The sequence below is a fragment of the Amycolatopsis sp. NPDC001319 genome (assembly GCF_042896185.1).
Classification (GTDB): Bacteria; Actinomycetota; Actinomycetes; order Mycobacteriales; family Pseudonocardiaceae; genus Amycolatopsis.
Window position 1 is genome coordinate 92,203 of record NZ_JBIAWY010000020.1, and the last position, 22,085, is coordinate 114,287.

22 protein-coding genes are annotated in these 22,085 nt (G+C 72.9%); 9 read left to right on the forward strand and 13 right to left on the reverse strand.

The window, feature by feature from the left end; all coding sequences use genetic code 11:
• Nucleotides 1–132 precede the first annotated feature (132 nt).
• Nucleotides 133–1,215, forward strand: coding sequence for a tetratricopeptide repeat protein (locus ACFY1H_RS45550; protein WP_386956269.1), 1,083 nt, complete (start codon nucleotides 133–135; stop codon nucleotides 1,213–1,215).
• An 83-nt stretch (nucleotides 1,216–1,298) separates the two neighbouring features.
• Here ACFY1H_RS45550 and ACFY1H_RS45555 read toward each other — a convergent pair whose 3' ends face one another.
• The 3 genes from ACFY1H_RS45555 to ACFY1H_RS45565 form a co-directional block, all read right to left on the reverse strand.
• Complete coding sequence (locus tag ACFY1H_RS45555) at nucleotides 1,299–2,564, reverse strand: HRDC domain-containing protein (protein WP_386956270.1); 1,266 nt, start codon at nucleotides 2,562–2,564, stop codon at nucleotides 1,299–1,301.
• A 71-nt stretch (nucleotides 2,565–2,635) separates the two neighbouring features.
• Nucleotides 2,636–3,352: a response regulator transcription factor gene (locus tag ACFY1H_RS45560; protein WP_033291604.1), complete on the reverse strand. Its 717-nt coding sequence runs from the start codon at nucleotides 3,350–3,352 to the stop codon at nucleotides 2,636–2,638.
• Between the two features lie 677 nt (nucleotides 3,353–4,029).
• Complete coding sequence (locus tag ACFY1H_RS45565) at nucleotides 4,030–4,593, reverse strand: DUF3000 domain-containing protein (RefSeq protein ID WP_366588088.1); 564 nt, start codon at nucleotides 4,591–4,593, stop codon at nucleotides 4,030–4,032.
• Between the two features lie 461 nt (nucleotides 4,594–5,054).
• Between ACFY1H_RS45565 and hemE the strand changes: the two genes are divergently transcribed.
• The 4 genes from hemE to ACFY1H_RS45585 are packed head-to-tail and all read left to right on the forward strand — an operon-like array spanning nucleotide 5,055 to nucleotide 9,678.
• Nucleotides 5,055–6,155 (forward strand): uroporphyrinogen decarboxylase, encoded by a 1,101-nt coding sequence (gene hemE, locus ACFY1H_RS45570; protein ID WP_386956271.1) that lies wholly within the window; start codon nucleotides 5,055–5,057, stop codon nucleotides 6,153–6,155.
• Nucleotides 6,152–7,561: a protoporphyrinogen oxidase gene (gene hemG, locus ACFY1H_RS45575; protein ID WP_366588092.1), complete on the forward strand. Its 1,410-nt coding sequence runs from the start codon at nucleotides 6,152–6,154 to the stop codon at nucleotides 7,559–7,561. Before hemE ends, hemG begins: the two co-directional genes overlap by 4 nt.
• A 51-nt stretch (nucleotides 7,562–7,612) precedes the next feature.
• Nucleotides 7,613–8,305, forward strand: a complete 693-nt coding sequence (hemQ, locus tag ACFY1H_RS45580) for a hydrogen peroxide-dependent heme synthase (protein WP_366588094.1) — start codon at nucleotides 7,613–7,615, stop codon at nucleotides 8,303–8,305.
• Between the two features lie 5 nt (nucleotides 8,306–8,310).
• Nucleotides 8,311–9,678 (forward strand): CoA transferase, encoded by a 1,368-nt coding sequence (locus ACFY1H_RS45585; RefSeq protein WP_366588096.1) that lies wholly within the window; start codon nucleotides 8,311–8,313, stop codon nucleotides 9,676–9,678.
• On the opposite strand, the gene ACFY1H_RS45590 is transcribed toward ACFY1H_RS45585, so the two are convergent.
• The 8 genes from ACFY1H_RS45590 to ACFY1H_RS45625 all read right to left on the reverse strand — a co-directional run bounded on the left by ACFY1H_RS45590 (nucleotide 9,668) and on the right by ACFY1H_RS45625 (nucleotide 16,290).
• Nucleotides 9,668–9,988, reverse strand: coding sequence for a hypothetical protein (locus tag ACFY1H_RS45590; RefSeq protein WP_366588098.1), 321 nt, complete (start codon nucleotides 9,986–9,988; stop codon nucleotides 9,668–9,670). The genes ACFY1H_RS45585 and ACFY1H_RS45590 overlap by 11 nt on opposite strands.
• The gene (locus tag ACFY1H_RS45595) at nucleotides 9,985–10,788 is read right to left on the reverse strand and encodes a DUF692 domain-containing protein (protein WP_366588100.1); all 804 of its coding nucleotides are present in this window, start codon (nucleotides 10,786–10,788) and stop codon (nucleotides 9,985–9,987) included. Before ACFY1H_RS45595 ends, ACFY1H_RS45590 begins: the two co-directional genes overlap by 4 nt.
• Nucleotides 10,781–11,686: a TIGR04222 domain-containing membrane protein gene (locus tag ACFY1H_RS45600; RefSeq protein WP_366588102.1), complete on the reverse strand. Its 906-nt coding sequence runs from the start codon at nucleotides 11,684–11,686 to the stop codon at nucleotides 10,781–10,783. The genes ACFY1H_RS45595 and ACFY1H_RS45600 overlap by 8 nt, the downstream gene beginning before the upstream one ends.
• A gap of 275 nt (nucleotides 11,687–11,961) precedes the next feature.
• On the reverse strand, nucleotides 11,962–12,834 hold the full coding sequence (locus ACFY1H_RS45605; protein ID WP_366588104.1) for a TIGR04222 domain-containing membrane protein: 873 nt from the start codon (nucleotides 12,832–12,834) through the stop codon (nucleotides 11,962–11,964).
• A 133-nt stretch (nucleotides 12,835–12,967) separates the two neighbouring features.
• Nucleotides 12,968–13,393 (reverse strand): peptide-methionine (R)-S-oxide reductase MsrB, encoded by a 426-nt coding sequence (gene msrB, locus ACFY1H_RS45610; RefSeq protein ID WP_366588107.1) that lies wholly within the window; start codon nucleotides 13,391–13,393, stop codon nucleotides 12,968–12,970.
• Between the two features lie 19 nt (nucleotides 13,394–13,412).
• The gene (locus ACFY1H_RS45615; protein ID WP_220238380.1) at nucleotides 13,413–13,718 is read right to left on the reverse strand and encodes a hypothetical protein; all 306 of its coding nucleotides are present in this window, start codon (nucleotides 13,716–13,718) and stop codon (nucleotides 13,413–13,415) included.
• 106 nt (nucleotides 13,719–13,824) lie between these two features.
• The gene (locus tag ACFY1H_RS45620; protein ID WP_366588141.1) at nucleotides 13,825–15,498 is read right to left on the reverse strand and encodes a serine/threonine-protein kinase; all 1,674 of its coding nucleotides are present in this window, start codon (nucleotides 15,496–15,498) and stop codon (nucleotides 13,825–13,827) included.
• A 117-nt stretch (nucleotides 15,499–15,615) separates the two neighbouring features.
• A complete protein-coding gene (locus ACFY1H_RS45625; RefSeq protein ID WP_366588109.1) occupies nucleotides 15,616–16,290 on the reverse strand; it encodes a TVP38/TMEM64 family protein in 675 nt (224 codons plus the stop codon).
• 65 nt (nucleotides 16,291–16,355) lie between these two features.
• Here ACFY1H_RS45625 and ACFY1H_RS45630 point away from each other — a divergent pair, with 65 nt between their 5' ends.
• The 4 genes from ACFY1H_RS45630 (at nucleotide 16,356) to ACFY1H_RS45645 (ending at nucleotide 19,463) form a co-directional block, all read left to right on the forward strand.
• Nucleotides 16,356–17,378, forward strand: coding sequence for a DNA polymerase domain-containing protein (locus tag ACFY1H_RS45630; RefSeq protein WP_366588111.1), 1,023 nt, complete (start codon nucleotides 16,356–16,358; stop codon nucleotides 17,376–17,378).
• A 223-nt stretch (nucleotides 17,379–17,601) separates the two neighbouring features.
• Nucleotides 17,602–17,994 carry a DUF6221 family protein gene (locus ACFY1H_RS45635; protein WP_386956272.1) on the forward strand — a complete coding sequence of 131 codons (393 nt, stop codon included), beginning with the start codon at nucleotides 17,602–17,604 and terminating at the stop codon, nucleotides 17,992–17,994.
• Between the two features lie 48 nt (nucleotides 17,995–18,042).
• Nucleotides 18,043–19,032: an LLM class flavin-dependent oxidoreductase gene (locus ACFY1H_RS45640; protein WP_386956273.1), complete on the forward strand. Its 990-nt coding sequence runs from the start codon at nucleotides 18,043–18,045 to the stop codon at nucleotides 19,030–19,032.
• Nucleotides 19,033–19,211: 179 nt separating this feature from the next.
• The gene (locus ACFY1H_RS45645) at nucleotides 19,212–19,463 is read left to right on the forward strand and encodes a S1 RNA-binding domain-containing protein (protein ID WP_366588117.1); all 252 of its coding nucleotides are present in this window, start codon (nucleotides 19,212–19,214) and stop codon (nucleotides 19,461–19,463) included.
• A gap of 233 nt (nucleotides 19,464–19,696) precedes the next feature.
• On the opposite strand, the gene ACFY1H_RS45650 is transcribed toward ACFY1H_RS45645, so the two are convergent.
• Together ACFY1H_RS45650 and ACFY1H_RS45655 are read right to left on the reverse strand one after the other, a co-directional pair.
• Nucleotides 19,697–20,317, reverse strand: coding sequence for a maleylpyruvate isomerase N-terminal domain-containing protein (locus tag ACFY1H_RS45650; protein WP_386956274.1), 621 nt, complete (start codon nucleotides 20,315–20,317; stop codon nucleotides 19,697–19,699).
• 53 nt (nucleotides 20,318–20,370) lie between these two features.
• Nucleotides 20,371–21,966: a PucR family transcriptional regulator gene (locus tag ACFY1H_RS45655; protein ID WP_386956275.1), complete on the reverse strand. Its 1,596-nt coding sequence runs from the start codon at nucleotides 21,964–21,966 to the stop codon at nucleotides 20,371–20,373.
• Nucleotides 21,967–22,085 lie beyond the last annotated feature (119 nt).

Here is a 22,085-nt window from a genome sequence, read left to right on the forward strand (position 1 = left end):
GGGGTCGCCCGGGGGTCTTGGCCCGGATGTGGCCGATCGGCACGCGGAAGTGCTTGCTGTGCAGAAGGTCCTGGACTGCCTCGGCTGAGCGCGGCAGACTGCTGCGATGCCCAGATCGAGCGGCGGCCGCCCGTGAAGCTGTTTCGCGCCAGGCCCGCGCTCGCGCCGGCCGACGAGGTGACAAGGCTGCGCGCCGCGCCGGCGAAGACCCGTAAACCGGAAAGCCTGGACGGCCTGCGGCGCCGGCATGAGCTGGGATGCGCGCTGATGAAGGCGGGGGACTGGCCGGCCGCTGAGGTGTTGTTCGCCGAGCTGGCGCCGGCGCAGGCGCGGGTGGTGGGTGCGCGGCACCCGAACACGCTGGCCGCCTGGACGAACCTCGCGCTCAGCCTGGCCGAGCAGGGCCGGCCGGACGAGGCCGTGCCGGTGCTGGAGCAGACTGCCGAGGTCTACGAGCGGACGTGGGGCGCGAAGGAGCCCGGCACCTTCCAGACCCGGCTCAACCTCGCGCTGGTGCTCAGCGTGGCCGGGCGCTACGCCGAGGCACTCGACGTGCTCGAAACCCACCGGCGCTCGTGCGCGGCCGAGGTCGGGCCGGCCCACATGGCGACGCGGGTGGCCGGCTATCGCCAGCTCACGGTGCTGCGTGTGCTCGAACGGTTCGACGAGGCCGAGCGGTTGCTTGCCGAGCTGGCATCGCTGGCCACCACCGATCGCTCGCGCGACAGTGCCGCCGGGGTCGGCCTGCTGATCCGCGCGGAGCGGGGCGATCCGCAGCCGGCCGTCGCGCCGCTGCGCGAGCTCGTCGCCCGGCACGGCACCGGGGGGTTTCGCGAGCTGCTCGCCGCGGTGCTGCTGCGTGCCGGGGAAGCCCGGGAAGCCGCCGAGCTACTGGGTTCGATCCTGGCCGCCCTCCCGGACCACAGGCGCGAGTCCCTCCTGATCCGCGGCTTGCTGGCGCACGCGTACCTGGAGATGGGCGACCTCGACCGCGCGGAGCGGGAAGCCGGAGCCCTCCTCGCCGCCGGGGCTTGGCCGTCGGGCCACCCCACTCCCGTTGCGGCCCAGGTGACTCTCGCGCGTGTCGCCGCGCGCCGGCGACACCGTGAGGAGGCTCGCCGTGGGCTGGAGGCCGCGGTCGTCGCCCTCAACGCTGCGCTCGGGCCCACCCACTCGCGCACCCTCGAGACCGCCGCGTGGCTCAGCGAAGTGTGATCTGCCGAGCGAAGCGCGGGAACGGTCCGCACCAAGCCGTGGCAGCTGCCCGCTCACGCAGGATCCAGCCACCACCAGAGCCGTCAGGCAGCAGCCGTCGAATGCAGCGCCTTGCTCAGCGCCCCCACCGTCAGCTCCACCTGCCACGGCCGGGCCCCACCGGCCCGCAGCACCGCCGCCACCCCGTCTTCCGACAGGTCCGCCGGCGGGCGCCAGCAGGTGCGGCGCACGAGGTCGGGCAGCATGAGGTTCTCCACGGGCAGCCGGCGGTCCTCGGCGATGGCGGCGAGGGCTGCGCGGGCCGCGGAGAGGCGGGCGGCGGCGTCGGGGTCCTTGTCGGCCCAGCGGTTGACCGGGGGTGGGCCGTCGGAGGGCTGGGTGGGGCTGGGGAGCTCGCTCGCGGGTAGCGCCTTGGCCGCCTGCAGGTGCCGCAGCCAGCTGGCCGTGTACTTGCGTTGCACGCGGCCGCTGAAAACCGGCAGGGCCTGGAGCTCCTCGACGGTTTTCGGGTCCGCCGTGACCGCGTTGACGATCGCGCTGTCGGGCAGGATGCGGCTGGGTGCGCGGTCGCGTTTGCGGGCGAGCTCGTCGCGGGCCTGCCACAGCTCGCGCACGGCGGCCAGGCCGCGCGGGCTGCGGATCTTGTGCACGCCCGACGTGCGGCGCCACGGCTCGGCGCGCGGGGCGGGCGGCGGCGCGGTGCGCACGGCCTCGAACTCCTGGCGCGCCCACTCCAGCTTGCCCTGGGCCTCCAGCTCGACTTCGAGCTTGACCCGCAGCTCGTTGAGCAGCTCGACGTCCAGCGCCGCGTAGTTGAGCCAGTCGACGGGCAGCGGCCGCTTCGACCAGTCGGCGGCGCTGTGGCCCTTCTCGAGCGTGTAGCCGAGCAGCAGCTCGACGAGCGTGCCCAGCGCCACGCGCTCGTAGCCCGCCAGCCGGCCGGCCAGCTCGGTGTCGAAGAGGGATTTGGGGTGCAGGTCCAGCTCGGCCAGGCACGGCAGGTCCTGGCTGGCGGCGTGGAGCACCCACTCGGTGTCGTTGAGGACTTCGCGCAGGGGCGCGAGGTCGTCGGCCAGCGCGATCGGGTCGATCAGCACCGTGCCGGAGCCTTCGCGGCGCAGCTGCACGAGGTAGGCCTTGGGCCAGTAGCGGTAGCCGGACGCCCGCTCGGTGTCCACGGCCACGGCGCCGGTTCCCGCGGCGAGCCGCGCGCACGCCTCGGCGAGCGCCGCCGGATCGGTCACCACGGGGGGTGTGCCTTCGGCGGGCTCGCGTAGCAGCACGGGCGTTCCGGCGTCCTCGGTGGTGGTCTCTCCGGTCCGGGCGCCGTCCGCCTGTGCACTTCCCATAGCTGACGACCCTACGGGACGGGCGTACCGCGCCTGGTCCGCCCGCCCCGCAGGGCCTCTGTCTGCCTTCGTCAGCGGATCACACCGGCGCGCATAGCCAATGCGACCATCTGTGCCCGGTCACCCGTGCCGAGCTTGCGCCCGATGCGGGAGAGGTGCGACTTCACGGTGAGCGCGGAGAGGGAAAGCTCCTCCCCGATCTCCTTGTTCGACTGTCCGTCGGCGACGAGCTGGAGCACCTCGACCTCACGGGCGGAGAGCTCCCGCGGGGTGTTGTCGGTGCCCGCCACCCGCGTGCCGGTCGCCAGGACCGGGGCCACGCTCGGGTCGGCGTACACGCCGCCTTCCAGGACCCTGCGCACGCCGTCGGTGACAACCACCGGCGACGCGGACTTCAGCAGGTACGCCTGGGCACCGGCCTGGAACGCCGACCGAACCGCGTACGGGTCGTCGGACGATGCGAGCACCACCACGCGCGGCCATCCGTGGCTACGGAGTTCCGTAACCAGCTCGATGCCGCTGCCGTCCGGCAGTCCGAGATCGAGGATCGCCAGGTCGCACGGGCCGGTGGCCTGTGCTCGCGCCCTCGCCTCGGCCACCGTGGCGGCCTCGTGAACCGTGCCCGCACCCATCTGTGCGAGTCGTGCTGCGATTGCCTCCCTCAACAGCGGGTGGTCATCGACCACCAACACGGAAAAAAGCTCTTCCCGCGGGTGCGGAACCATGCTCGCCGGCAAAGCACCGGCTGGCGTGGATCGAACGGCCTGAGATAAGCCGACGGTAGCCACGTCACTACCTCCCTGGAGTCGGTCGTGCCCCCCGACCGGCACCGGGACCTTCGGCCGTTCAGCCGCGCCAGCTTTAGACCGAAAGTGGTGTCGTCGAAGGCACTGTAGCCGCCCGGAGGCCATTACGGGGGGATCGAATGGGTATCTATCTGAAACGACTCGTCACTCAGGGCGTTCACCGTCACACGATCGGGCTAGTGCTGAGCCCGTTGTTAACGGAACGGCTTCCGGAGGCGATGCAACAGAGTTACCGAACCCCAAACGCCCGTGCAGGTGGGCCGTGCACCTGCGGGTGCTTCCGCCCGGACGTCTCGTGAGCAGTCCACCAGACGTCGGAAATCGGCCTCGGCCGGGGCAAGATCAACTTTCTTCACGTTTGCACAGAGTGGTTTCGCGGGGGTCTCCGCGGGACCCGCCGAGGTGCCCTGGGGGCTTCGGGCGGCTTTGCGGGCGTGACCAGGGCATGACAGCCCGTGATCATGGGGTCTTCACGAACGTGGGCATCCGTGCGTGCTAGCGCGTGCGGTCCCAGGTGGACGGACGTGAACGGCGCTCAGAATCGCGTTCGGTCGGCCGCCGGTGTCGACGGTTGTCCAGACCACGCCGGGCGCTCCTGGACGTTCTGAGGGCGCGCGAGAGCCCCGGACGGGCGGCCTGTCCGGGTGAACTTCGGGGGATCAGGAGCTCTGGCGCTGTTCGAACAGCGTGACGCCCACCGGCGGCAGCCCCACGACGCTCGCCATCACCTGGCAGAACGCGTAGCCGTGGGCGCGCAGCGCGGCGTCCGTGGGCGTCCAGGACGCCCGCAGCTCGAGGTCGTCGGTGCGCGTGGGCCCGGAGATGTCGCCGAACCGCGCCGAAGAGGTCTCGGTGACCGTGCCGCCCAGCGCCGTCCACGAGGCGCCGGACGCTTCGAGCGCGTCGGTGAGCCACGACCAGCCGACGGCCGGCAGGAACGGATCGGTGGCCAGCTCGCGGTCGAGCTCGGCCCGCACGTACATGACCAGCCGCAGGACGCCGTCCCAGCCTTCCTGCCCGTCGGGGTCGTGCAGCAGCACCAGCCGCCCCGACGCCAGCACGTCCGCCGGTCCGGCCACCTCACAACTCACCGCGAACGACCACGGCGCCAGCCGCTGCGGCGCCCGCATGGTCTCCAGCCGCACCTCGGGACGCGGCCGCACGGACTTCAGCGCCGCGACGGCTTCGCGGAACAGCTCGGGCACTGGCGTCATCGCGGTCACCCAACGACTGTAGGGCGGCGACGCCCCGTTGCGGACGCAGGCGCGCCGAGGGACGCTCCGACCGGCCCCGCCACCCACCGGCGCGGCTGCCGGCCCGGGCGAACCGGACGCGGAGGCTTGATCAGGCCTGCTGTGGCGGCGGTGCTGGTCGAGGCTTCGGCGGTTGCGCCGACGTGGCGGGCGCCGGGGCCACCGAGCGCCCGGGCGGCAGACCCAGCGGGCTTGAGTCGCTGTCCGTCGAGGGGGAAGAGGGGGAGTGGATCTGGCGCGGTCGGAACGGAGCTGGGCCATCGGATCCGAAGTGATGGGCCCCGAGATCACCGCGACGGCCGCCCACGGGCCCGCCGAATCGGACCTCTCGGGCCACTCCACCCCACCCGGTGCCCACGAGATCGGAATCGCCGGTACCTCCGGCCACTACCCGTGGCCTACGCGAGTGGTCTCCGCGACCGGGTGGGACGATGGGCTTCGTGCCTGAGCTTTCGTCTGTGTCTGAGTCCGCCGCGTCCGAAACCGCCCCGTCGAGCCCCTCCGCGCGGCGGGTGCTGGCGGAGTCGCCGTTCCTGGCGGCGGCGCGCGGGGAGAAGCCCGTGCGCACGCCCGTGTGGTTCATGCGCCAGGCCGGGCGGTCGCTGCCGGAGTACCGGAAGCTGCGCGAGGGCGTCCCGATGCTCGACGCGTGTTTCGACCCCGAGATGCTCGCCGAGATCACGCTGCAGCCGGTGCGCCGGCACGGTGTGGACGCGGCGATCCTGTTCAGCGACATCGTGGTGCCGCTGAAGGCGGCGGGGCTGGACATCGACATCGTGCCCGGCACGGGGCCCGTGGTGGCCGAGCCGGTGCGCGACCTCAAGGCAGTGCGAGCGATCCCGCTGCTGGAGGCCGAGCAGGTCGCGCGCGTGGCCGAGGGTGTGGGGCTGCTGGTGGAACGCCTGGGCGACACGCCGTTGATCGGCTTCGCCGGGGCGCCCTTCACACTGGCCAGCTACCTGATCGAGGGCGGCCCGAGCCGCAACCACGAGCACACCAAGGCGCTCATGCACGGCGAACCCGAGCTCTGGCACGAGCTCGCCGGCCGCCTCGCCGACATCGCGCTCACGTTCCTGCGCGCGCAGCTCGACGCGGGCGCCGACGCCATCCAGCTGTTCGACTCGTGGGCCGGCGCGCTGTCCGAGCGCGACTACCGCGAGTTCGTCCAGCCGCACTCGGCGAAGGTGCTGGCCGGCGTCGCGGACTATGGCGTGCCGCGGATCCACTTCGGCGTCGGCACGGGCGAGCTGCTCGTGGCGATGCGCGACGCGGGCGCCGACGTCGTCGGGGTCGACTGGCGCGTGCCGCTCGACGAGGCCGTGCGCCGGCTCGGCGGCAAGGCCGTGGTGCAGGGCAACCTCGACCCGGCGCTGCTCTACGCGGGCTGGCCCGTGATCGAGGCCGAGGTCCGCCGGATCGTCGACGAGGGCCGCGCGGCCGACGGGCACATCTTCAACCTCGGCCACGGCGTGCTGCCGAGCGTCGAGCCCGAGGTGCTCACCCGCGTCGTCGAGCTGGTGCATTCGCTGTGAAGCACGTCGCCGTCGTCGGCGGCGGCATCTCCGGCCTGACCGCGGCCTACCGCCTGCGGACGCTGCTCGGCGACGCCGTCGCGATCACCGTCTTCGAAGCCACCCCCGCGGTCGGCGGCAAGCTCCGCACGGCCGAGGTCGGCGGCGTGCCCTACGACGTCGGCGCCGAGGCCTTCCTCGCCCGCCGGCCCGAGGTCACGGCGCTGGTCGCCGAGGTCGGGCTGGGCGAGCACCTGGTGCACCCGACGAAGGCGCGCGCCAAGATCCACGCCGGCGGCACCGTCACCGGCCTCCCGCCCGGCACGGTCATGGGCGTCCCCGCCTCCGCCGACGCCGTGGCTGGCGTGCTCTCGGAAGACGGCCGCCTCGCCGTCGAGAAGGAACGCTCGCTCGGCCCCGTCGAGCTCACCGCCGCCGACACCCCGCTGGGGCCGCTGCTGCGCGCCCGCTTCGGCGACGAGCTCGTCGACCGGCTCGTCGACCCGCTGCTCGGCGGCGTCTACGCGGGCGGTGCCGACGGCCTCGGCCTGCGCGCGACCATGCCCGGCCTGGCCAAGGCCGTCGCCGACGGCGCCGGCTCGCTCACCGACGCCGCGGCCTCCCTGCTGCCGAAGACCCCCGGCACCGCGCCCGTGTTCGGCACGCTGACGGGCGGCCTGACCACATTGCTGGACCGGCTGCAGACGCTGTCGAAAGCAACGGTGCGCACCTCCGCCACCGTCCGCGCGCTTACCCGCACCGCGGACGGCTGGCGCCTCGACGTCGGTGCCGCCGCCCCGGCCCACGCCCCCGACGACACCCCGGTCGACGTCGACGCCGTCGTCCTCGCCGTGCCCGCGCCCGCCGCGCGCAAGCTGCTCGCCGACGTCGCCCCGGCCGCGTCGCAGGCGTTCGGCGAGGTCGAGCTGGCCTCGATGGCCGTGGTCGCGCTCGCGCTGCCGCCCGGCACCGAACTGCCCGACGCGTCGGGGATCCTCATCGGCGCGGGCGAGAAGGACGCCGAGGGCGTGCCCTACGCGTCGAAGGCCTTCACCTTCTCCGCCAACAAGTGGGCCCACTACGGCGCCGCCGGACCGGTGCTCGTCCGCGGCTCCGTCGGCCGCTTCCGCGAACCGGGCGCGCTGAACGGCGACGACGAAGCCCTGGTGCACGCCGTCCGCGACGACCTCGCCCGCCTCACCGGCGTCACCGCCGAACCGCTCGACACGCTGGTCACCCGCTGGGGCGGCGGCCTGCCGCAGTACGGCGCCGGGCACCTCGAGCGCGTGACACGCATCGAAACCGCCGTCGACGAGCTCCCCGGCCTCGCCGTGGCGGGCGCGACGCTGCACGGCGTCGGCCTGCCCGCGTGCGTCGCCACCGCCGATGCCGCCGCGAAGCGGATCGCGGCGAGCTTCACAGTGTGACGTGACGGAGGCGCTTGGCGCCCGAAAGCCGTGCGGTGCGAGGATGGAGGCATGGCGCGGCTGAACTACAACGAGCTCAACGACACCATCCGCTACACCGCCTGGTCGGTCTTCCGGGTCGAGCCCGGCCGGCTCGGCGAGGACCGCGGCACCGCGGGCCAGGAGACGGCGGAGTTCCTCGACGGGCTCGCCGACAAGGGTGTGGTGGTGCGCGGGGTCTACGACCTGTCCGTGCTCCGGGCCGACGCCGACTACCTGGTCTGGTGGCACGCCGAGGAGATCGAGCAGGTCCAGGCCGCCTACAACGGCTTCCGGCGCACACCGCTGGGCCGCGCGTCGACCCCGGTGTGGAGCCAGGTCGCGCTGCACCGCCCGGCGGAGTTCAACAAGAGCCACATCCCGGCGTTCCTCGCCGGTGAGGAAGCGCGAAAGTACATCTGCGTGTACCCGTTCGTCCGCTCCTACGAGTGGTACCTGCTGCCGGACGAGGATCGGCGCAAGATGCTCGCCGACCACGGCAAGGAAGCCCGCGACTACCCCGACGTGCGCGCCAACACCGTGGCGTCGTTCGCGCTCGGCGACTACGAGTGGATCCTCGCGTTCGAGGCCGACGAGCTGCACCGCATCGTCGACCTGATGCGCCACCTGCGTGGCACGGAGGCCCGCCGCCACGTGCGCGAGGAGATCCCGTTCTACACCGGCACGCGCGTGGCGCCCGCCGAGCTCGTCGCGGCACTGCCGTAACCGCCGTGCAGGACGTGCTGGCCGGGGTGTGGCGGACGCTCACCGGCGAATCCCTCCCGCCCGTGTCCCTGACCGGCGACGAATCCTTGCTGCCCGGCACTTTCCGGGTCGAGGCCGCCGCGACGGCGGGCATCGCGGCCGCCACGCTGGCGGCCGGTGAGCTGCTGCGGCTGCGCGGCATCGACCCGGGCACGGTCTCCGTCGACACGCGCCACGCCGCGGCCGCCGTGCGCAGCGAGATGTTCCTGCGGGTGAACGGCGAGCTGCCGCCGAGCCCGTGGGGACCGATCGCCGGCGACTACCTCGCGTCCGACGGCTGGGTCAAGCTCCACGCGAACTACCCCCGCCACGAGGCCGCCATTTGCTGGTCGCTCGGCGTGCCCGCGCAGCGCGACGCCGTGGCGAAGACCGTGGCCGCGAAGACGGCCGCCGAGGTCGAGTCGGCAGTGGTGACGGCGGGCGGCGCGGCCGCGCTCATGCGCTCCCGCGACGAGTGGCTCGCGCACCCGCAGGGCCAGGCCGTCGCGGGCCTGCCCCTCGCCGAGATCCGGCAGAGCGGCGACGCGCCGAAGAACACGCTCTTCGACTCCGACCGGCCGCTGGGCGGGGTGCGCGTGCTGGAGCTGACGCACGTGCTGGCCGGGCCGGTCGCCGGCCGCGTGCTCGCGGCCCACGGCGCGAACGTGCTCCACGTCGGCGCCGCGCACCTGCCGCGCATCCCGGCGCTCACGATGGACACCGGCCACGGCAAGCGTTCGGGGTTCGTCGCGCTCGACACCGAGGGCGGCCGCGCGCGGCTGAAGAAGCTCATCGCGCGGGCCGACGTGGTGCTGCAGTCGTTCCGTCCCGGCGCGCTGGAGCGAATCGGATTCGGTCCGGAGGAGATGGCCGAGCTGCGCCCGGGTCTCGTCACGGCCGACTTGTCGGCCTACGGCTGGGCCGGCCCGTGGGCCCGCCGCCGCGGCTTCGACAGCCTGGTGCAGATGGCTTCGGGCATCGCCGAGGAAGGCGCTCGCGTCGCCGGCACCGACCGCCCGACGCCGCTGCCCGCGCAGGCACTCGACCACACCACGGGCTGGCTCGCCGCCGCGGCGATCATGACGGCGGTGCGCCGCACGGTCGTGGAGGGCGGCAGCTGGAACGTCCGGCTGTCGCTCGCGAGTACGGGCCGGTGGCTGGATTCCTTGGGCCGCAAGGAACCGGGATCGTCCGAAGTGGACTACAGCGACCTCGTCGAGGAAGTCGACAGCGACTTCGGCAAGCTCACGCGCGTGAAGATGGCCGGCGATCTGCCGGGCGCCCAGTCGCACTGGGACCACGCGTCGCACCTGCCGGGCGCCGACAGCGCGGTGTGGCACCCGGTCAACTCCTGAACCAGCGCCGCCGCCTCGCGGGTTCCCGGTCGGCGACCCAGGCGGCGAACGCGTCGGCGTACTCGCGCGCCCGGATCGCGTCCGTCTTCGGGTGCGCGGCGGCATAGGCGGCGAAGAGCGGGCCGAAGCGCTCGCCCAGGCGTTCGGCCACGTCGGGTCGCAGATACGCGATGAGCCGGCGCCGTTTGGCGAGCAGCACGTCGGCTTCGACGCGCAGCCGGTCGGGCGCGAAGCCCGGCGGGGGAGGGGCGCCCGTGAGCAGCGCGTCGAGCAACGCCGCCTGCCGCGCAGCGAGCTCTTCGCGGCTCACGCCGTCACCGTCGCGCGCAGGGCCGCGAGCTCGGCGGCCAGCTCGGTGTCGGTGGGGTAGTCGTCGTCGCGCTCCAGCAGCACGCCCGGCGGGTCGGTGCGGCGGCGCAGCTCGGCGAGCAGGTCGAGCACCTCGGGCAGCACCGGGTGTGCGTGCGTGTCGTGGTAGACGCCGTCGCGCTCGACCCCGCCGGCCATGTGCACGTAGGCCAGGCGCTCCCAGGGGATTCCGTCGAGGAACGCCACCGGGTCGGTGCCGACGTTGCGCGCGTTGGCGTACAGGTTCGCCACGTCGACGATCAGCAGGCAGCCCGTGCGCTCGGTCAGCTCGGTGAGGAACTGCTCCTCCGACAACGTGTTCTCCGGCCATTCCAGCACGGCCGCGATGTTCTCCAGTGCCAACGGGAAGTCCACAATGGACTGCGCAAGGCGGACGTTGGCCACGAGCACGTCGAGCGCTTCGCGCGTGCGGGGCAGCGGCATGAGGTGCCCGGAGTCGAGCCCGCCCGCGCGGACGAAGCACACGTGGTCGCTCGCGAGCGGCGCGTCGAGCGCCCGGGCCAGCTCGGCGAGGTGCTCGACGCGCTGGGTGTCCAGCGGCTCGGCCCCACCGAGAGAGAGCGACACGGCGTGCGGGAGCACGGGCATGCCGCGCTCCCGCAACGCCAGCAGGCTCTCGGGCAGGTGCGGCGCGTGGAGGTTCTCGGCGACGACCTCGACCCAGTCGACGCCCGGCAGCCGCGCGATCGACAGGTCCAGCTCGGCCCGCCAGCCGATGCCGACACCCAGCCGGTCAACCACCGCAACCCCCGCCACCGCACGAAGAACCGCAGGAGGACCCGCTGCTGCACGAAGACCCGCTGCTGCACGACGAGCCGCTGCTGCAGGAAGAACCACCGCCCGACGAACCACCGCCGGCCCCGGCGAACGGCTGGAACGGTGGGATCAGCGCCGCGCTCAGCTCGTCGTCCGGGTACATCGCGAGCCCGCCGAGCGCCACCGCGCCGGCCGCCCCGGCGAGCAGCACGGCCGGCTGAGCCGGGCCCTGGCTCGCGGAACGGGCGCGAGCCAGAGCCCCTTGGCCCCTCGGCGTGATCCGCACGCGCCTGCGGCCGCGGATGACGGAGGCGACGATCGTCAGCACGAGGGCCACCACGAGCAACAGGAAGAACCAGCCGACGGGCCGGTCGTTCGCCGCGCCCGTCACGAACCGCACGGCGCCGACCGCCAGGAGGACCAGGTAGGCCAGCAAGACCGCGGTGTGGAACGGCTGCGCTTCAGTGCCGGAGGTCAGCAGGCCGGCGCGCTGCATCTCGGCCTCGAGGTCGCTCATCGCCTTCGACCGCGTGGCCCTGGCCCGCAGGCTGCGCGTGGTGCCGCCGGTGACGCCCTTGGCACCTTCGTGCACCGAGCGTTCGATCTTGTGCCACGGGCGTTTGCCCGCCGCCGTCGCGAGCCCCTCGCTGTTCACGCGCAGCAGCCCGCGGTCCACCAGCGCCGCGATCGCCGTGTCGGCCACGCGCTCGGGCCCGCCGGCGAGGTACGCGAGGTGGTAGACGTCCGGTAGGTCCCCTCCGCCCTCGACACCTCGCGGGCGCGCCACCCGCGGCCACCCCACCTGCACCACGACCACCACCGCCAGCGCGATCCCGTACCACGCCAGGAACTGCGGTCCCGAAATCCCCCACGTCCCGCCCACGGCCCACCTCCCTCGCAATCGCCGGACGCTACCCACCCCGTCCCACCGGTCGGGTCGGCACAACTGACGCCGTCCGCAACGCCGTGGTTCCGGTCAGCAGCTGCCGGAGCCGCCGCCGCATCCCCATCCGACACAGCTCGAACCATTGCCACAGCTCGACCCGGGGTAAAGCTGCCGCTGCTGAGAAAGACGCCACCCTGGTATTCGGGTGACCATGCCGGGTTGTCTCGAATCAGCCGTCGGCGGTGGGTCTGTCGCGGGCGGCGTGGTTCCGTTCAGCAAGTGCCGGAGCCGCCGCCACATCCCGAACCACCGCCACCGCACCCCGATCCGCCACCGCAGCTCGACCCGCCACCGCAGCTCGACCCGAGATAGAACCCGCCGCCGAGAAAGGCGCCGCCGCCGCGAGAGGTGCCTCCTTGGTACCCGGGGTGACCGCGCCGGGTTGCCCCGACTCGGCTGAAGACGGCCCGCGTCTCGCGGTCCGGGTGGTTGGCCAGCCCGCCGACCGCCACGGCGCCCGCGGCTCCCGTCACGAGGCTGCGATCCGCCCAGGCCGCACGCACCGCTTCGTAACCCGCGTTGGTGCGACCGGCCGGCTGCCACGAGCAGATGAGAGCAACGACCCCGAGCACCGAGATGAGGACCACGGCCGCGGCGACGAACCAGCTCGTGGACGCCACACCCACGACCAGGCCCCCGACCGCGAACACGGCTTCCGCGGCGGCCACCGACCACCACCCGCGGCGCCGCTGGGCGGCGTCGACCACGAGTCCCCGCGCCGCGAGGTCGCCGGCGAGCGCGGCCATCGCGTCGGTCGTGACCAGCCGCCCGATGACGTCGGGGAAGGTCGGTGCGCCGGCACCGACGAGCTCGGCCGTGGCCACGCCCAGCGCGTCGACGGGCGCCAGCGGGGTGCGGTGGAGCCGCCCGTTGCTGTCGAGCCGCAGCTGTTCGCGTTCGATCATCGCCGCCACCACGGTTTCACCGGTGCGGTTCGGGCCGGCGGTGAGGAATGCGATCTCCGCGAGGGAGCCGAGGCCGGTCGCGCTGCGGGAGCCGGCCCGGATTCGCCGGTCGTGGCGGAGTCCGCCGAGGAACGCGAATATGCCGAGCAGTGTCAAGGCGATGGTGGCGATGAGTGTCATGGCGCCTCCCCGGTGCGTCGTGTTTCGTAGCACGCGCAGGAAGACACCGTGGTTGCCCCGGGTTTCCCTAAGCCTTCCTCAAGAAAAAAGCGCCCTCCCGGTGGGGGAGGGCGCTTTTCGGTGATCGTCGGTGTTACTCGGTCTCGGGGACGAGCTTCAGCGAGATCGAGTTGATGCAGTAGCGCTGGTCGGTCGGGGTGTCGTAGCCCTCGCCCTCGAAGACGTGGCCGAGGTGGCTGTGGCACGAGGCGCAGAGCACCTCGATGCGCTTCATGCCGAGCGTGCGGTCTTCGCGCAGCAGCACGGCGTCGGAGTCCGCCGGGTCGAAGAACGACGGCCAGCCGCAGTGGCTTTCGAACTTCGTGTCGCTGCGGAACAGTTCGGCACCGCAAGCCCGGCACTCGTACGCGCCGGTGGTCTTGGTGTCGGTGTACTCGCCGACGAACGGCCGCTCGGTGCCGGCCTGGCGAAGCACCGCGTACTCCTCGGGGCTGAGCTGCTCGCGCCACTCCTGCTCGGACTTCACCACACGGGGCGTGGTGCCGACGACGGGTTTCATACCTTTCACTTCGTCCACGTTACCCCGCCAGGAAAGCGATCGCGTGGGTCACGATCTGCCATGCGGTCACGATCACCCCGAGCACGATCAACGCCGCGATGAGCGCCGAAACCCAGTACCGCAGCCCACCCGCGCGGCTGCTGGAATCGGCGAAGTCGGAGACCTGGTCGAGGCACGCTTCGACGGTGAACGTCGGGCCCGTGCGCTCCATCCGGTCGAGGTGCGCGGCGAACGCGCGCGCCTCCGGGTCGTACGGATCCAGCCCGACGAGATCCTCGTGGAACCGAGGATTCCAGCCTGGCTGTACAGCTCCGCTCTCGGCCATGGCTCCACGGTAGGCCATCACCCCTGCTCACCACACTCCCCGCGCGGCGAGTCTCACTGCTTCGCAACAGTGACGTAGCTCCAGGTGACGGCGGGTGGGGGAGCGGCTACTGGCTCGCTCCGCCGTCCGGCCGGGTGTCGCCGTTGAGCATCAGCCCACCGCCCTGCACCGCGATCACCTGCACGACCTTCGACACGGTGCCGCCGTCCGTCGTCAGGCTGATCTGGATGTCGACCGAGCCGTCCGGGTTGTTGCGCTTCAGGTAGGCCGACGCGCCCCCGAAACGCTTGAGCGAGTGCTGGCTCCAGTACGAGGTGAAGGCGTCGACGCTGCCGTACGGCGCCTGCGCGGCGGAGGTCAGCATGCCCCACGCCGCCCCCGGATTGTCACCGACCGCCGTGTAGAACTGCACGACGGCGTTGCCCGCGGGTTGCCACTGAACGTTGCCGTTCGACGCGACCGGCGGGGGCGCCGAGCTGCTCGACGGCGCGCTGGAACTCGGCGCGGGCGCCGAACTCGACTGCTGGGGCTGCTGGCCCGCCTGCGAGGACGTGCCCTTGCCCCCGCCATCGCCGCCGGAGCTCAGCACCAGGAACACCACGACCGCGATCACCACCACGGCCGCCGCGCCACCTGCGAGCAGGGCGAACTTGCGCTTGTTGTCGGCAGGCGGCGGCGTGCTCGACGCGTTGCGGTAGTTCGGCGCCGCGGCCGTCGGGGCCGGGCGGGGCTGCTGCTGCGTGGGCCGGACCGGGGGTGCGGGCTGGGGCCGCGGCGGGGTGTTGGGCGGTGCGGCGGGTGAGCGCATCGGCATGAACGCCGCCGTCGGGGTGCGGGGCGGGTTCGACGGGGCCTTCTGCGTGGGCACCGGCGCGCTGGGCTTCGGGCCGTCGACGCGCTGCCAGGGCGGGCGGGAGCCGCCGCGGTCGAGGCGTTCGGTGGGGCCGGACGACAGGAGTTCCGGGCCCACGGCGGGTTCGCCCGCTGCGAGCTTCGCCAGGCCTTCGCGGGCCTCGGCCATGCTGGGGCGCTCGCCGGGCTCGCTGCGCAGCAGGCTCATCAGCAGTGCGGTGGCCGGGCCGGCCTGGGTCGGCGGGTTGATCTGGCCGTTGGCGGCCGCGTAGAGCAGCGCGAGCTGGTTGGTGGTGTTGCCGTAAGGCGTCTGGCCCTCGATGGCCTGGTAGAGCGTCGCGCCGAGGGCGAACACGTCGGAGCTGGGCACCGGGTCGGCGCCGCGGGCCAGCTCGGGGGCGAGGTACGCGGGCGTGCCGCCGATGAGGCCGGTCTGCGTGAGCGTCATGTCGCCGGCCGCGCGCGAGATGCCGAAGTCGGTGATCTTCGCGGTGCCGGTCTCGTCGATGAGGATGTTGCCGGGCTTCACGTCGCGGTGGACGATCCCGGAGCGGTGCGCGGCGACGAGCGCGGCGGCCACCTGCTCCCCGATCCGCGCGACCTGGCCGACGGGCAGCGTGCCCTGCTCGGCCAGCACGGCCGAGAGGCTCGGGCCGTCGAGGAACTCCATCACCAGGCAGGGATCGCCGCCGTGTTCGGCGATGTCGAACACCACGATCGCGTTCGGGTGCTGGAAGCGGGCCGCGTTCTTGGCCTCGCGCATGGCGCGCTGGCGCATGTTGTCGCGTTCGGCCTCGGAGACGCCCGGCTGGGGGAGGATCTGCTTGATCGCCACCGACCGTTCCAGGCGCACGTCGACGGCGCGCCACACCACACCCATGGCACCGCTACCAATGTGCTCGACGAGGCGGTAGTGCCCCGCGATCAGCTGACCGGTGTCGATGGCGACCGCTCCTGACGAAATCCCGGTGATCGTGGCCTTACTCAGCGCGGATACCCCTCGCGCACCCGAACGAGTGTAGCGGTCGGGTGGATGTTGCCGCCGTCAGCCAGCCGGTGCGGAGGCGGCGGGCTCTTCCTCCTCGACGGCGGGAGTGCGCTTCTTCAGCACCCTGACCAGGCCGACGGCTCCGGCAACGGCGAAAACGGCGTAACAAGCCAGGAGCGCGGGCGGCGTGTCGCCGGTCAGCGCGTCGGCCAGCACCACCACCGCGACCGTGCCGGGGACGCTCCCCAGCAGCGTGCCGACCAGGTACGGCACCGGTTTGACCGTCGAAACCCCGCACAGGTAGCTCAGCGGCGCGAAGGGGACCACGGGGATCAGCCGCAGCGAGGTGATCGCGAGCACACCGCCGCCGGACAGCCGTTCGTTCACGATGCGCACGGGTGCGCGGTGCAGGTGGCGCGGCACGAGGTCGCGGCCCAGCAGCCGCGCGAGCCCGAAAGACAGGCCCGCTGCGATCGTCGTCGCCACCAGGCCGATCGCGATCCCCGCGACGCTGCCGACGAGCAGCCCCGCCGCGAGGTTGAACACGGTGCGCGGAATGGGCGCCACGGTGAGCAACGAATACGCGACCAGCAGCACCAGTGGCGTCGCGGGACCGGTCGCCTGCGCCCAGTGGCGCAGGTCCGCCGGGCCGGGGATCGGCAGGAACACCGCGGCCGCCGCGAGGAGGGCGAGCACGACGAGCGCGAGGATCAGCTTGGTTCTGCCGGACACGCTTTCCACGGTAGGGCACGGCGTGATCGGCGGGCGATCGGCGTGGATCCGGCTACGGTGGGCCCATGCCCAAGAACGGCGATCCGGTCGAGTACCAGGTGGGGGAGCGCACCGTCAGGGTCACGAGCCCGGACAAGGTGTACTTCCCGGAGCGCGGCATCACGAAGCGGCAGGTGGTGGAGCACTACCTCGCCGTGGGCGAGCCGCTGCTGCGGGCGATCGGCGAGCGGCCCACCACGCTCAAACGCTACGTCGACGGCGTGGCGGGCGAGTGGTTCTACGCCAAACGCGTGCCCAAGGGTGCGCCCGAATGGGTCCAGACCGCGCGGATCACGTTCCCGTCCGGGCGCACGGCCGACGAGGTCTGCCCGACCGAGCCGGCCGTGTTCGCGTGGGCGGCGAACCTCGGCACGTTCGACTTCCACCCGTGGCCCGTCCGGCGGTCCGATGTGGACCATCCGGACGAGCTGCGCATCGACGTCGACCCGCCGGACTCGGCCGGCTTCGACGACGCCGTCGCGGTGGCGCGCGTGGTCCGCGAGGTGCTGGCCGACGCCGGGCTCACCGGCTACCCCAAGACGTCCGGCGGCCGCGGGGTCCACGTCCTCGTGCGCATCCGGCCGGAGTGGGACTTCATCGCCGTGCGCCACGCGGTGATCGCGCTCGGGCGCGAGGTCGAACGCCGCATCCCGGACAAGGCCACCGTTTCCTGGTGGAAGGAGGAACGCGGCGGCCGCGTGTTCCTCGACTACAACCAGGCGGCGCGCGACCGCACCGTCGCGTCCACGTGGTCGGTCCGCGGCACGCAGCGCGCGACCGTGTCCACGCCCCTGACCTGGGCGATGCTCGACGACGTGCACCCGGACGACTTCGACGTGCTCACCGTCCCGGCGTTCCTGGCCGAGCACGGCGACCTCCACGCGCCGATGGACGAAACGGCGTTCGGCCTCGAAACCCTCCTGGAGTGGTACGACCGCGACGATCGCGACCTCGGCGGCGCGGAGCTGCCGTACCCGCCGGACTATCCCAAAATGCCGGGCGAGCCCAAGCGCGTGCAGCCGAGCAAGGCGCGGTCCGACACCGAGTGATCGCCTCGTCGCCGCGGGTGCTCACCGTCCGTGATCAACTTCGGCGAACACGAAAAATTCCCACCTTTACGGCTGCGTAACGTTCCCGCAGGTCAGACTGGGAGTGGAGTAGCGTGCTGCGGGCTCGGGATACCCCCGGTGACGGATCCGGCGCGTAACGCCCCGGCGCCGCGTGGCGACTATCCCGCGCCGGAGGAGCCCGGCTCGAGGAGGGAGGCCTTTCGTGGACGACCTGATCGCGTTCCTCGCCGCGCGGGTGGGTCAGCGGCAGGCGCTGATCATGCAGGCGGTGCAGAAGGCGAAAACCGGCGAGGCGCTCAACCGCGGCGAGACGAAGGTTGCGGTCGAACAGCGCGTGCGCGCCCTGGGCGACATCGAGCTCGACGTCGTGAACCAGATGATCAACGAGGTCGAGGTCACGCGCCGCATCATGCTCGCCCACCGCACCACCGTGTCCGAAAAGGTCCCCGGTTTTCCTTTGTACGGCAGCGAATACTGGTGCGAGACCTGCCACGTCCCGGCCGACGAGGCGGGGTCGAACTGGTGCCTGACGCTGCGGCTGCTCGCCCTGCCGTACGCGGACCACCCGGACTACAGCGAACGCTGGCGCCCGTAGCCCGTCACACCGGGGAATCCGCGGCCACGCGCCCGTGTTGATCCAGGCGTGACGTTCCGGATCTCCGTGCTCGACCGGTCGCCCGCCAGTCGCGGGCGGGGCAGTGCGCAGGCGCTGCGGGACACCGTCGCGTTCGCGCGGGACATCGAGGGGCTGGGGTATCACCGGTTCTGGGTGTCGGAGCACCACAGCGTGCCCGGGGTGGCCGGGTCGGCGCCGACGGTGCTGGCGGCGGCGGTCGCGTCGGTGACGTCGCGGATCCGCGTGGGCACGGGCGGCGTGATGCTGCCGAACCACCGGCCGCTGGTGGTGGCGGAGCAGTTCGGGGTGCTGGAGTCGCTGTTCCCGGGCCGGATCGATCTGGGGCTGGGCCGCTCGGTGGGCTTCACCGACGGCGTGCGGCAGGCGCTCGGCCAGGGGCGCGAGGCGGCCGAGGACTTCGGCGCCCAGGTGCGAGAGCTGCTCGCCTTCTTCAGCGGCGACCAGACGGCCTACCCCGGCGTGCACGCGATCCCGGCCGAAGGGCTGAGCCTGCCCACGTTCCTGCTGGCCACCGGCTCCGGTGCCGGCCTCGCCGCCGAGCTGGGCCTCCCGCTGGTGATCGCGCCGGCGCGCGGGCAGCGGGCGATGGTCGAGGCCATCCACCGGTACCGCGACACGTTCACCGGAGCCCAGCCGTATGTCGTCGTATCGACATCGGTCGCCGTCGCCGATACCCACGAAGCGGCGCGCCGGCTGCTGGTGCCCGAGGCGTGGTCGACGGTGTACTCGCGCAGCCACGGCGTCTTCCCGGCGCTCTCGCCCGTCGACGAGATCCTGGCCCTGCCCAAGACCGACCGCGAACGCACGCGCCTCGACGACATCGTCGCGAGCCAGATCGGCGGCACCCCCGCCGAGGTGACCGACCGGCTCGGCGAACTGGTCGAGGCCACCGGCGCCGACGAGCTCCTGGTCAGTACGAGCACCTACGACCAGTCCGCCCGCGTCGAGTCCTTCGCCGCGCTCGCGGAGCTGGCCGGGCTTTCGGTCTCGGCCTAAGACCGCTTACGCGCCGCGGACCTCACTGCTACGGTGAACGCATGACTGCCGGGTCGGCCGAGAGCCGTGAGCAGACGGGGTACCCGGCCTTGCCGTGACCCCCCGGCGGGCCCGTGGCCCGCCCCTCCCCAGCGAACTCCGAGGACATTCCTGCGGTTCGCGAAGGGAGGTGAAATCGTTTGTCCACATCGGAATCCAGCACGGCGGAAACCGCTTGGCGCGCTTGGCTGTCCGAGCACGCGACGGGCGGAGTGCTCGACGGCGTGGTCGTGCAGCAGCTGCCGTTCGGTGCGTTCGTCGAGGTGGCGCCCGGCATCCAGGGCCTGCTCGTGACCGACCGCGGCGCGGCCCCTGAAGTCGGCGCCCGCCTGTCGGTGCGCATCGAGCAGATCGACGTCGAACGCCGCCGGTTCAGCCTCGCGACGGCGTGATGCGCGGGGGTTGGGGCAGAAGCGCTGCTGCCCCAACCCTCAGCTCACCACGGCCACAATCGTGCGCGCGACCTCGGCCGGCGGCGTGCCCAGCACTGTGCCCGATTTCCCAAGTCACGACGGGGTTTTCTGATCCGCGCCGAGGTGATCGAGCCGCCACTGCCGAACACCCGGCCCCAGGCGCCGCGCGGTCGTGGTCTTGCCGGAGCCGAGCGTGCCGTTCATCCGGCCGATCATCCCAGCGCCACCGGGGCGAACCCCGCCGGAGCGGGCAGCCGTCCGGTCGCGAGCAGCAGTGCCTCCCGGTCGTCCCTCGACGGCAGCGGCCGCCCGGCAACGCCCTCCACGATCGCCCGCGTCGCCGCGAGTGTCGACGCGGGCGGACCGTCCACACCGGACACGTGCAGGGTCAGGTCCAGGTGGTGCAGCGTCGCTTCGACCACATACGTCGTGAGGAAGTCCGCGACCGTCAGCACCTGGTCGCGAGTTTCCACGCGGGCGGCGGGATCCGCGGCCGCCGCGGCCCGCCCCGCGGCGACGGCCAGGTCGTCGAAGTGGTGCTTCACCGAGGCCGGCCCGGAATACGCCGCGGCGCCGCGGCGGACGAACGCCGACTCCGCGTCAACGCCGTCACCCGGTTCCCCGGGCTCCCAGTAGGTGACGGCGTCGCGCGTCGCGGGCGCGTCGGTGGTCGTCACGAGCGTGATGAGGATGTCCTGCGCCCCGATGATCAGGTGGAACACGAGGTCCTGCACCAGCCATCCGGCGCAGCCGGACGGCGCGACCCACTGCGCGTCGTCGAGGGAGTGGACGGCTTCCTGCAGGGCGCCCCAGGCCCGGGGGAAAAGATCCATGCCGCACCCTAGCGAGGCCGCACTCCGGCCCGCACAAGGTTTCTACCGCGTTTCTACAGCCGCAGCTGCAGCTGCGTGAGCAGCCGCTGGGCCGGATCCCCGAGATCGACGCCGGACACCTCCGCGGCCCGCCGCACGCGGTACCGCACGGTGTTCGGGTGGATGTTCAGCGCCTTCGCGGCCGCGCGGGCGTCCCCGAACGCATCGAGGTACGCCAGCACCGCCGGCACGAGGATCCCGCCGTGGTCGGCGTCGTGCGCCAGCAGCTCGGTCAGCCGCGGATCGCGGATGCGGGGCTGGTCCGCGAGGTACGCCAGCACCTCCGACAGCAGCACGTCGGCGCGGACGTCCGCCAGCGACGCGACGGCCTCAGGCCAGCGACCACGCGCCATCGCCAGCAGCACCCGGTCCGCGTCGCCCCGCGAAGCCGCGGCGTCGGACAACCGGGGGACCACCCCGCCGAGCGCCGCGCGCACCGGCACGTCGAGGTGCCGCTCCGCCGCCGTCACGATTTCCTTGGCCAGAGCCAGAACCGCCGCGTCCGAATGCTCGGGCAGATCCGGTAGCAACGCGTAGACGCGTCCGCCCAGCACGCTCACCAGGGCACTGCGCCGGTACGCGGCGGTGTGCACCGCGATCAGGTGCACCAGCTCCGCGCGCCGCAGCAGCCGGTCCGACGCGGCGGGACCGGCCGACGACAGCGCGAACGTCAGCACCTGGGCGGGCCGCGTGGGGTCGGCGCCGATGTCGTCGGCCACCGACTCGGCGTCGACGCGGCCCTCCAGCAGACCGGCCAGTAGATCTTCCCGCAGCCGCAGCTGGGGGCTGGGCAGCGTGCGAGCGCGGATGAGCTGCGGCGCCAGCGTGCGGCTCGCGCCGAGCAGCGCCACCTCGGCCTGTTCGGTCAGCGGCGTGGCGCCCTCCTGCACCCAGATCGTGCCCAGCGGCTGCGACCCCGCGTGGATGCCGGCCGCGATGCGCCGGCGGATGCCCAGCTCCGGCCGTTCGTCGATCCGCACGATGCCCTCGCCCGCGCGCAGCCGCTGGTAGACGCCCCATTCCCGCAGCATCGCCAGGTACCGCTCGGGTCCCTCGCGGCCGAGGATCGACAGCCGGCGCAGCTCGTCGACCTCGTCCGACGAGCGCGAGTACGCCAGCACGCGGCTCGCGGTGTCCTCGATGCTGACCAGCCCGCCGGTGAGGGTCGCGACGGTCTGGGCCAGGGCGAACAGGTCGCCCAGCACCTCGCCGGTCTCCGCCTCGCCGCCGGCGCGGGCCGCGTCGACGACCCCGCGTGCCAGCGCCTCCACCTGCTCCCACCGCGCCTCGGCCCCCACCGTGAGCAGCGCGACCCCCGCGTCGGCCGCCACGTCCGTGCCGCCTTCGCCCTTCACCGCCACCGCCGCCGCGCCGCCGCGCCCGGCCGCCCGGATGGCCGCGGCCGCCGCCCGGCCGCGCGCGCCGATCACCAGCACGAGGTCACCCGGGTGCGCCTCCGGCGGGTCTTCGGGGTCGAGGATCACCACGTCGTCGACCCGCACGCCCAGCCCTTGCGGCGCCACCAGCACGCGCACGAGCGGCTCGCCCAGTGTCGCCAGCACGTGGCGCAACGAGGTGGCGGGAAGGCCGTCGGACGCTTCGGCGGTCACCGGATCACCTTCATCCGATCGGACAAGTTCATCACCACGATTCTAGCCGGTCGGACAAACCTGCCGGCGCTTCCCGGAGTTACGGTTCGGGCATCTCAAGCAGTAGTGCACGTGAAAGA

Excerpts from the sequence above, each read along its gene's own strand:
- ACFY1H_RS45630 (WP_366588111.1), top strand. The coding sequence starts at position 16,356 with ATGCCCAAGAACGGCGATCCGGTCGAGTACCAGGTGGGGGAGCGCACC.
- hemE (WP_386956271.1), top strand. The coding sequence starts at position 5,055 with ATGGGCTTCGTGCCTGAGCTTTCGTCTGTGTCTGAGTCCGCCGCGTCC.
- ACFY1H_RS45650 (WP_386956274.1), bottom strand. The coding sequence starts at position 20,317 with ATGGATCTTTTCCCCCGGGCCTGGGGCGCCCTGCAGGAAGCCGTCCAC.
- hemQ (WP_366588094.1), top strand. The coding sequence starts at position 7,613 with ATGGCGCGGCTGAACTACAACGAGCTCAACGACACCATCCGCTACACC.
- msrB (WP_366588107.1), bottom strand. The coding sequence starts at position 13,393 with ATGAAACCCGTCGTCGGCACCACGCCCCGTGTGGTGAAGTCCGAGCAG.
- ACFY1H_RS45555 (WP_386956270.1), bottom strand. The coding sequence starts at position 2,564 with ATGGGAAGTGCACAGGCGGACGGCGCCCGGACCGGAGAGACCACCACC.
- ACFY1H_RS45605 (WP_366588104.1), bottom strand. The coding sequence starts at position 12,834 with ATGACACTCATCGCCACCATCGCCTTGACACTGCTCGGCATATTCGCG.
- ACFY1H_RS45615 (WP_220238380.1), bottom strand. The coding sequence starts at position 13,718 with ATGGCCGAGAGCGGAGCTGTACAGCCAGGCTGGAATCCTCGGTTCCAC.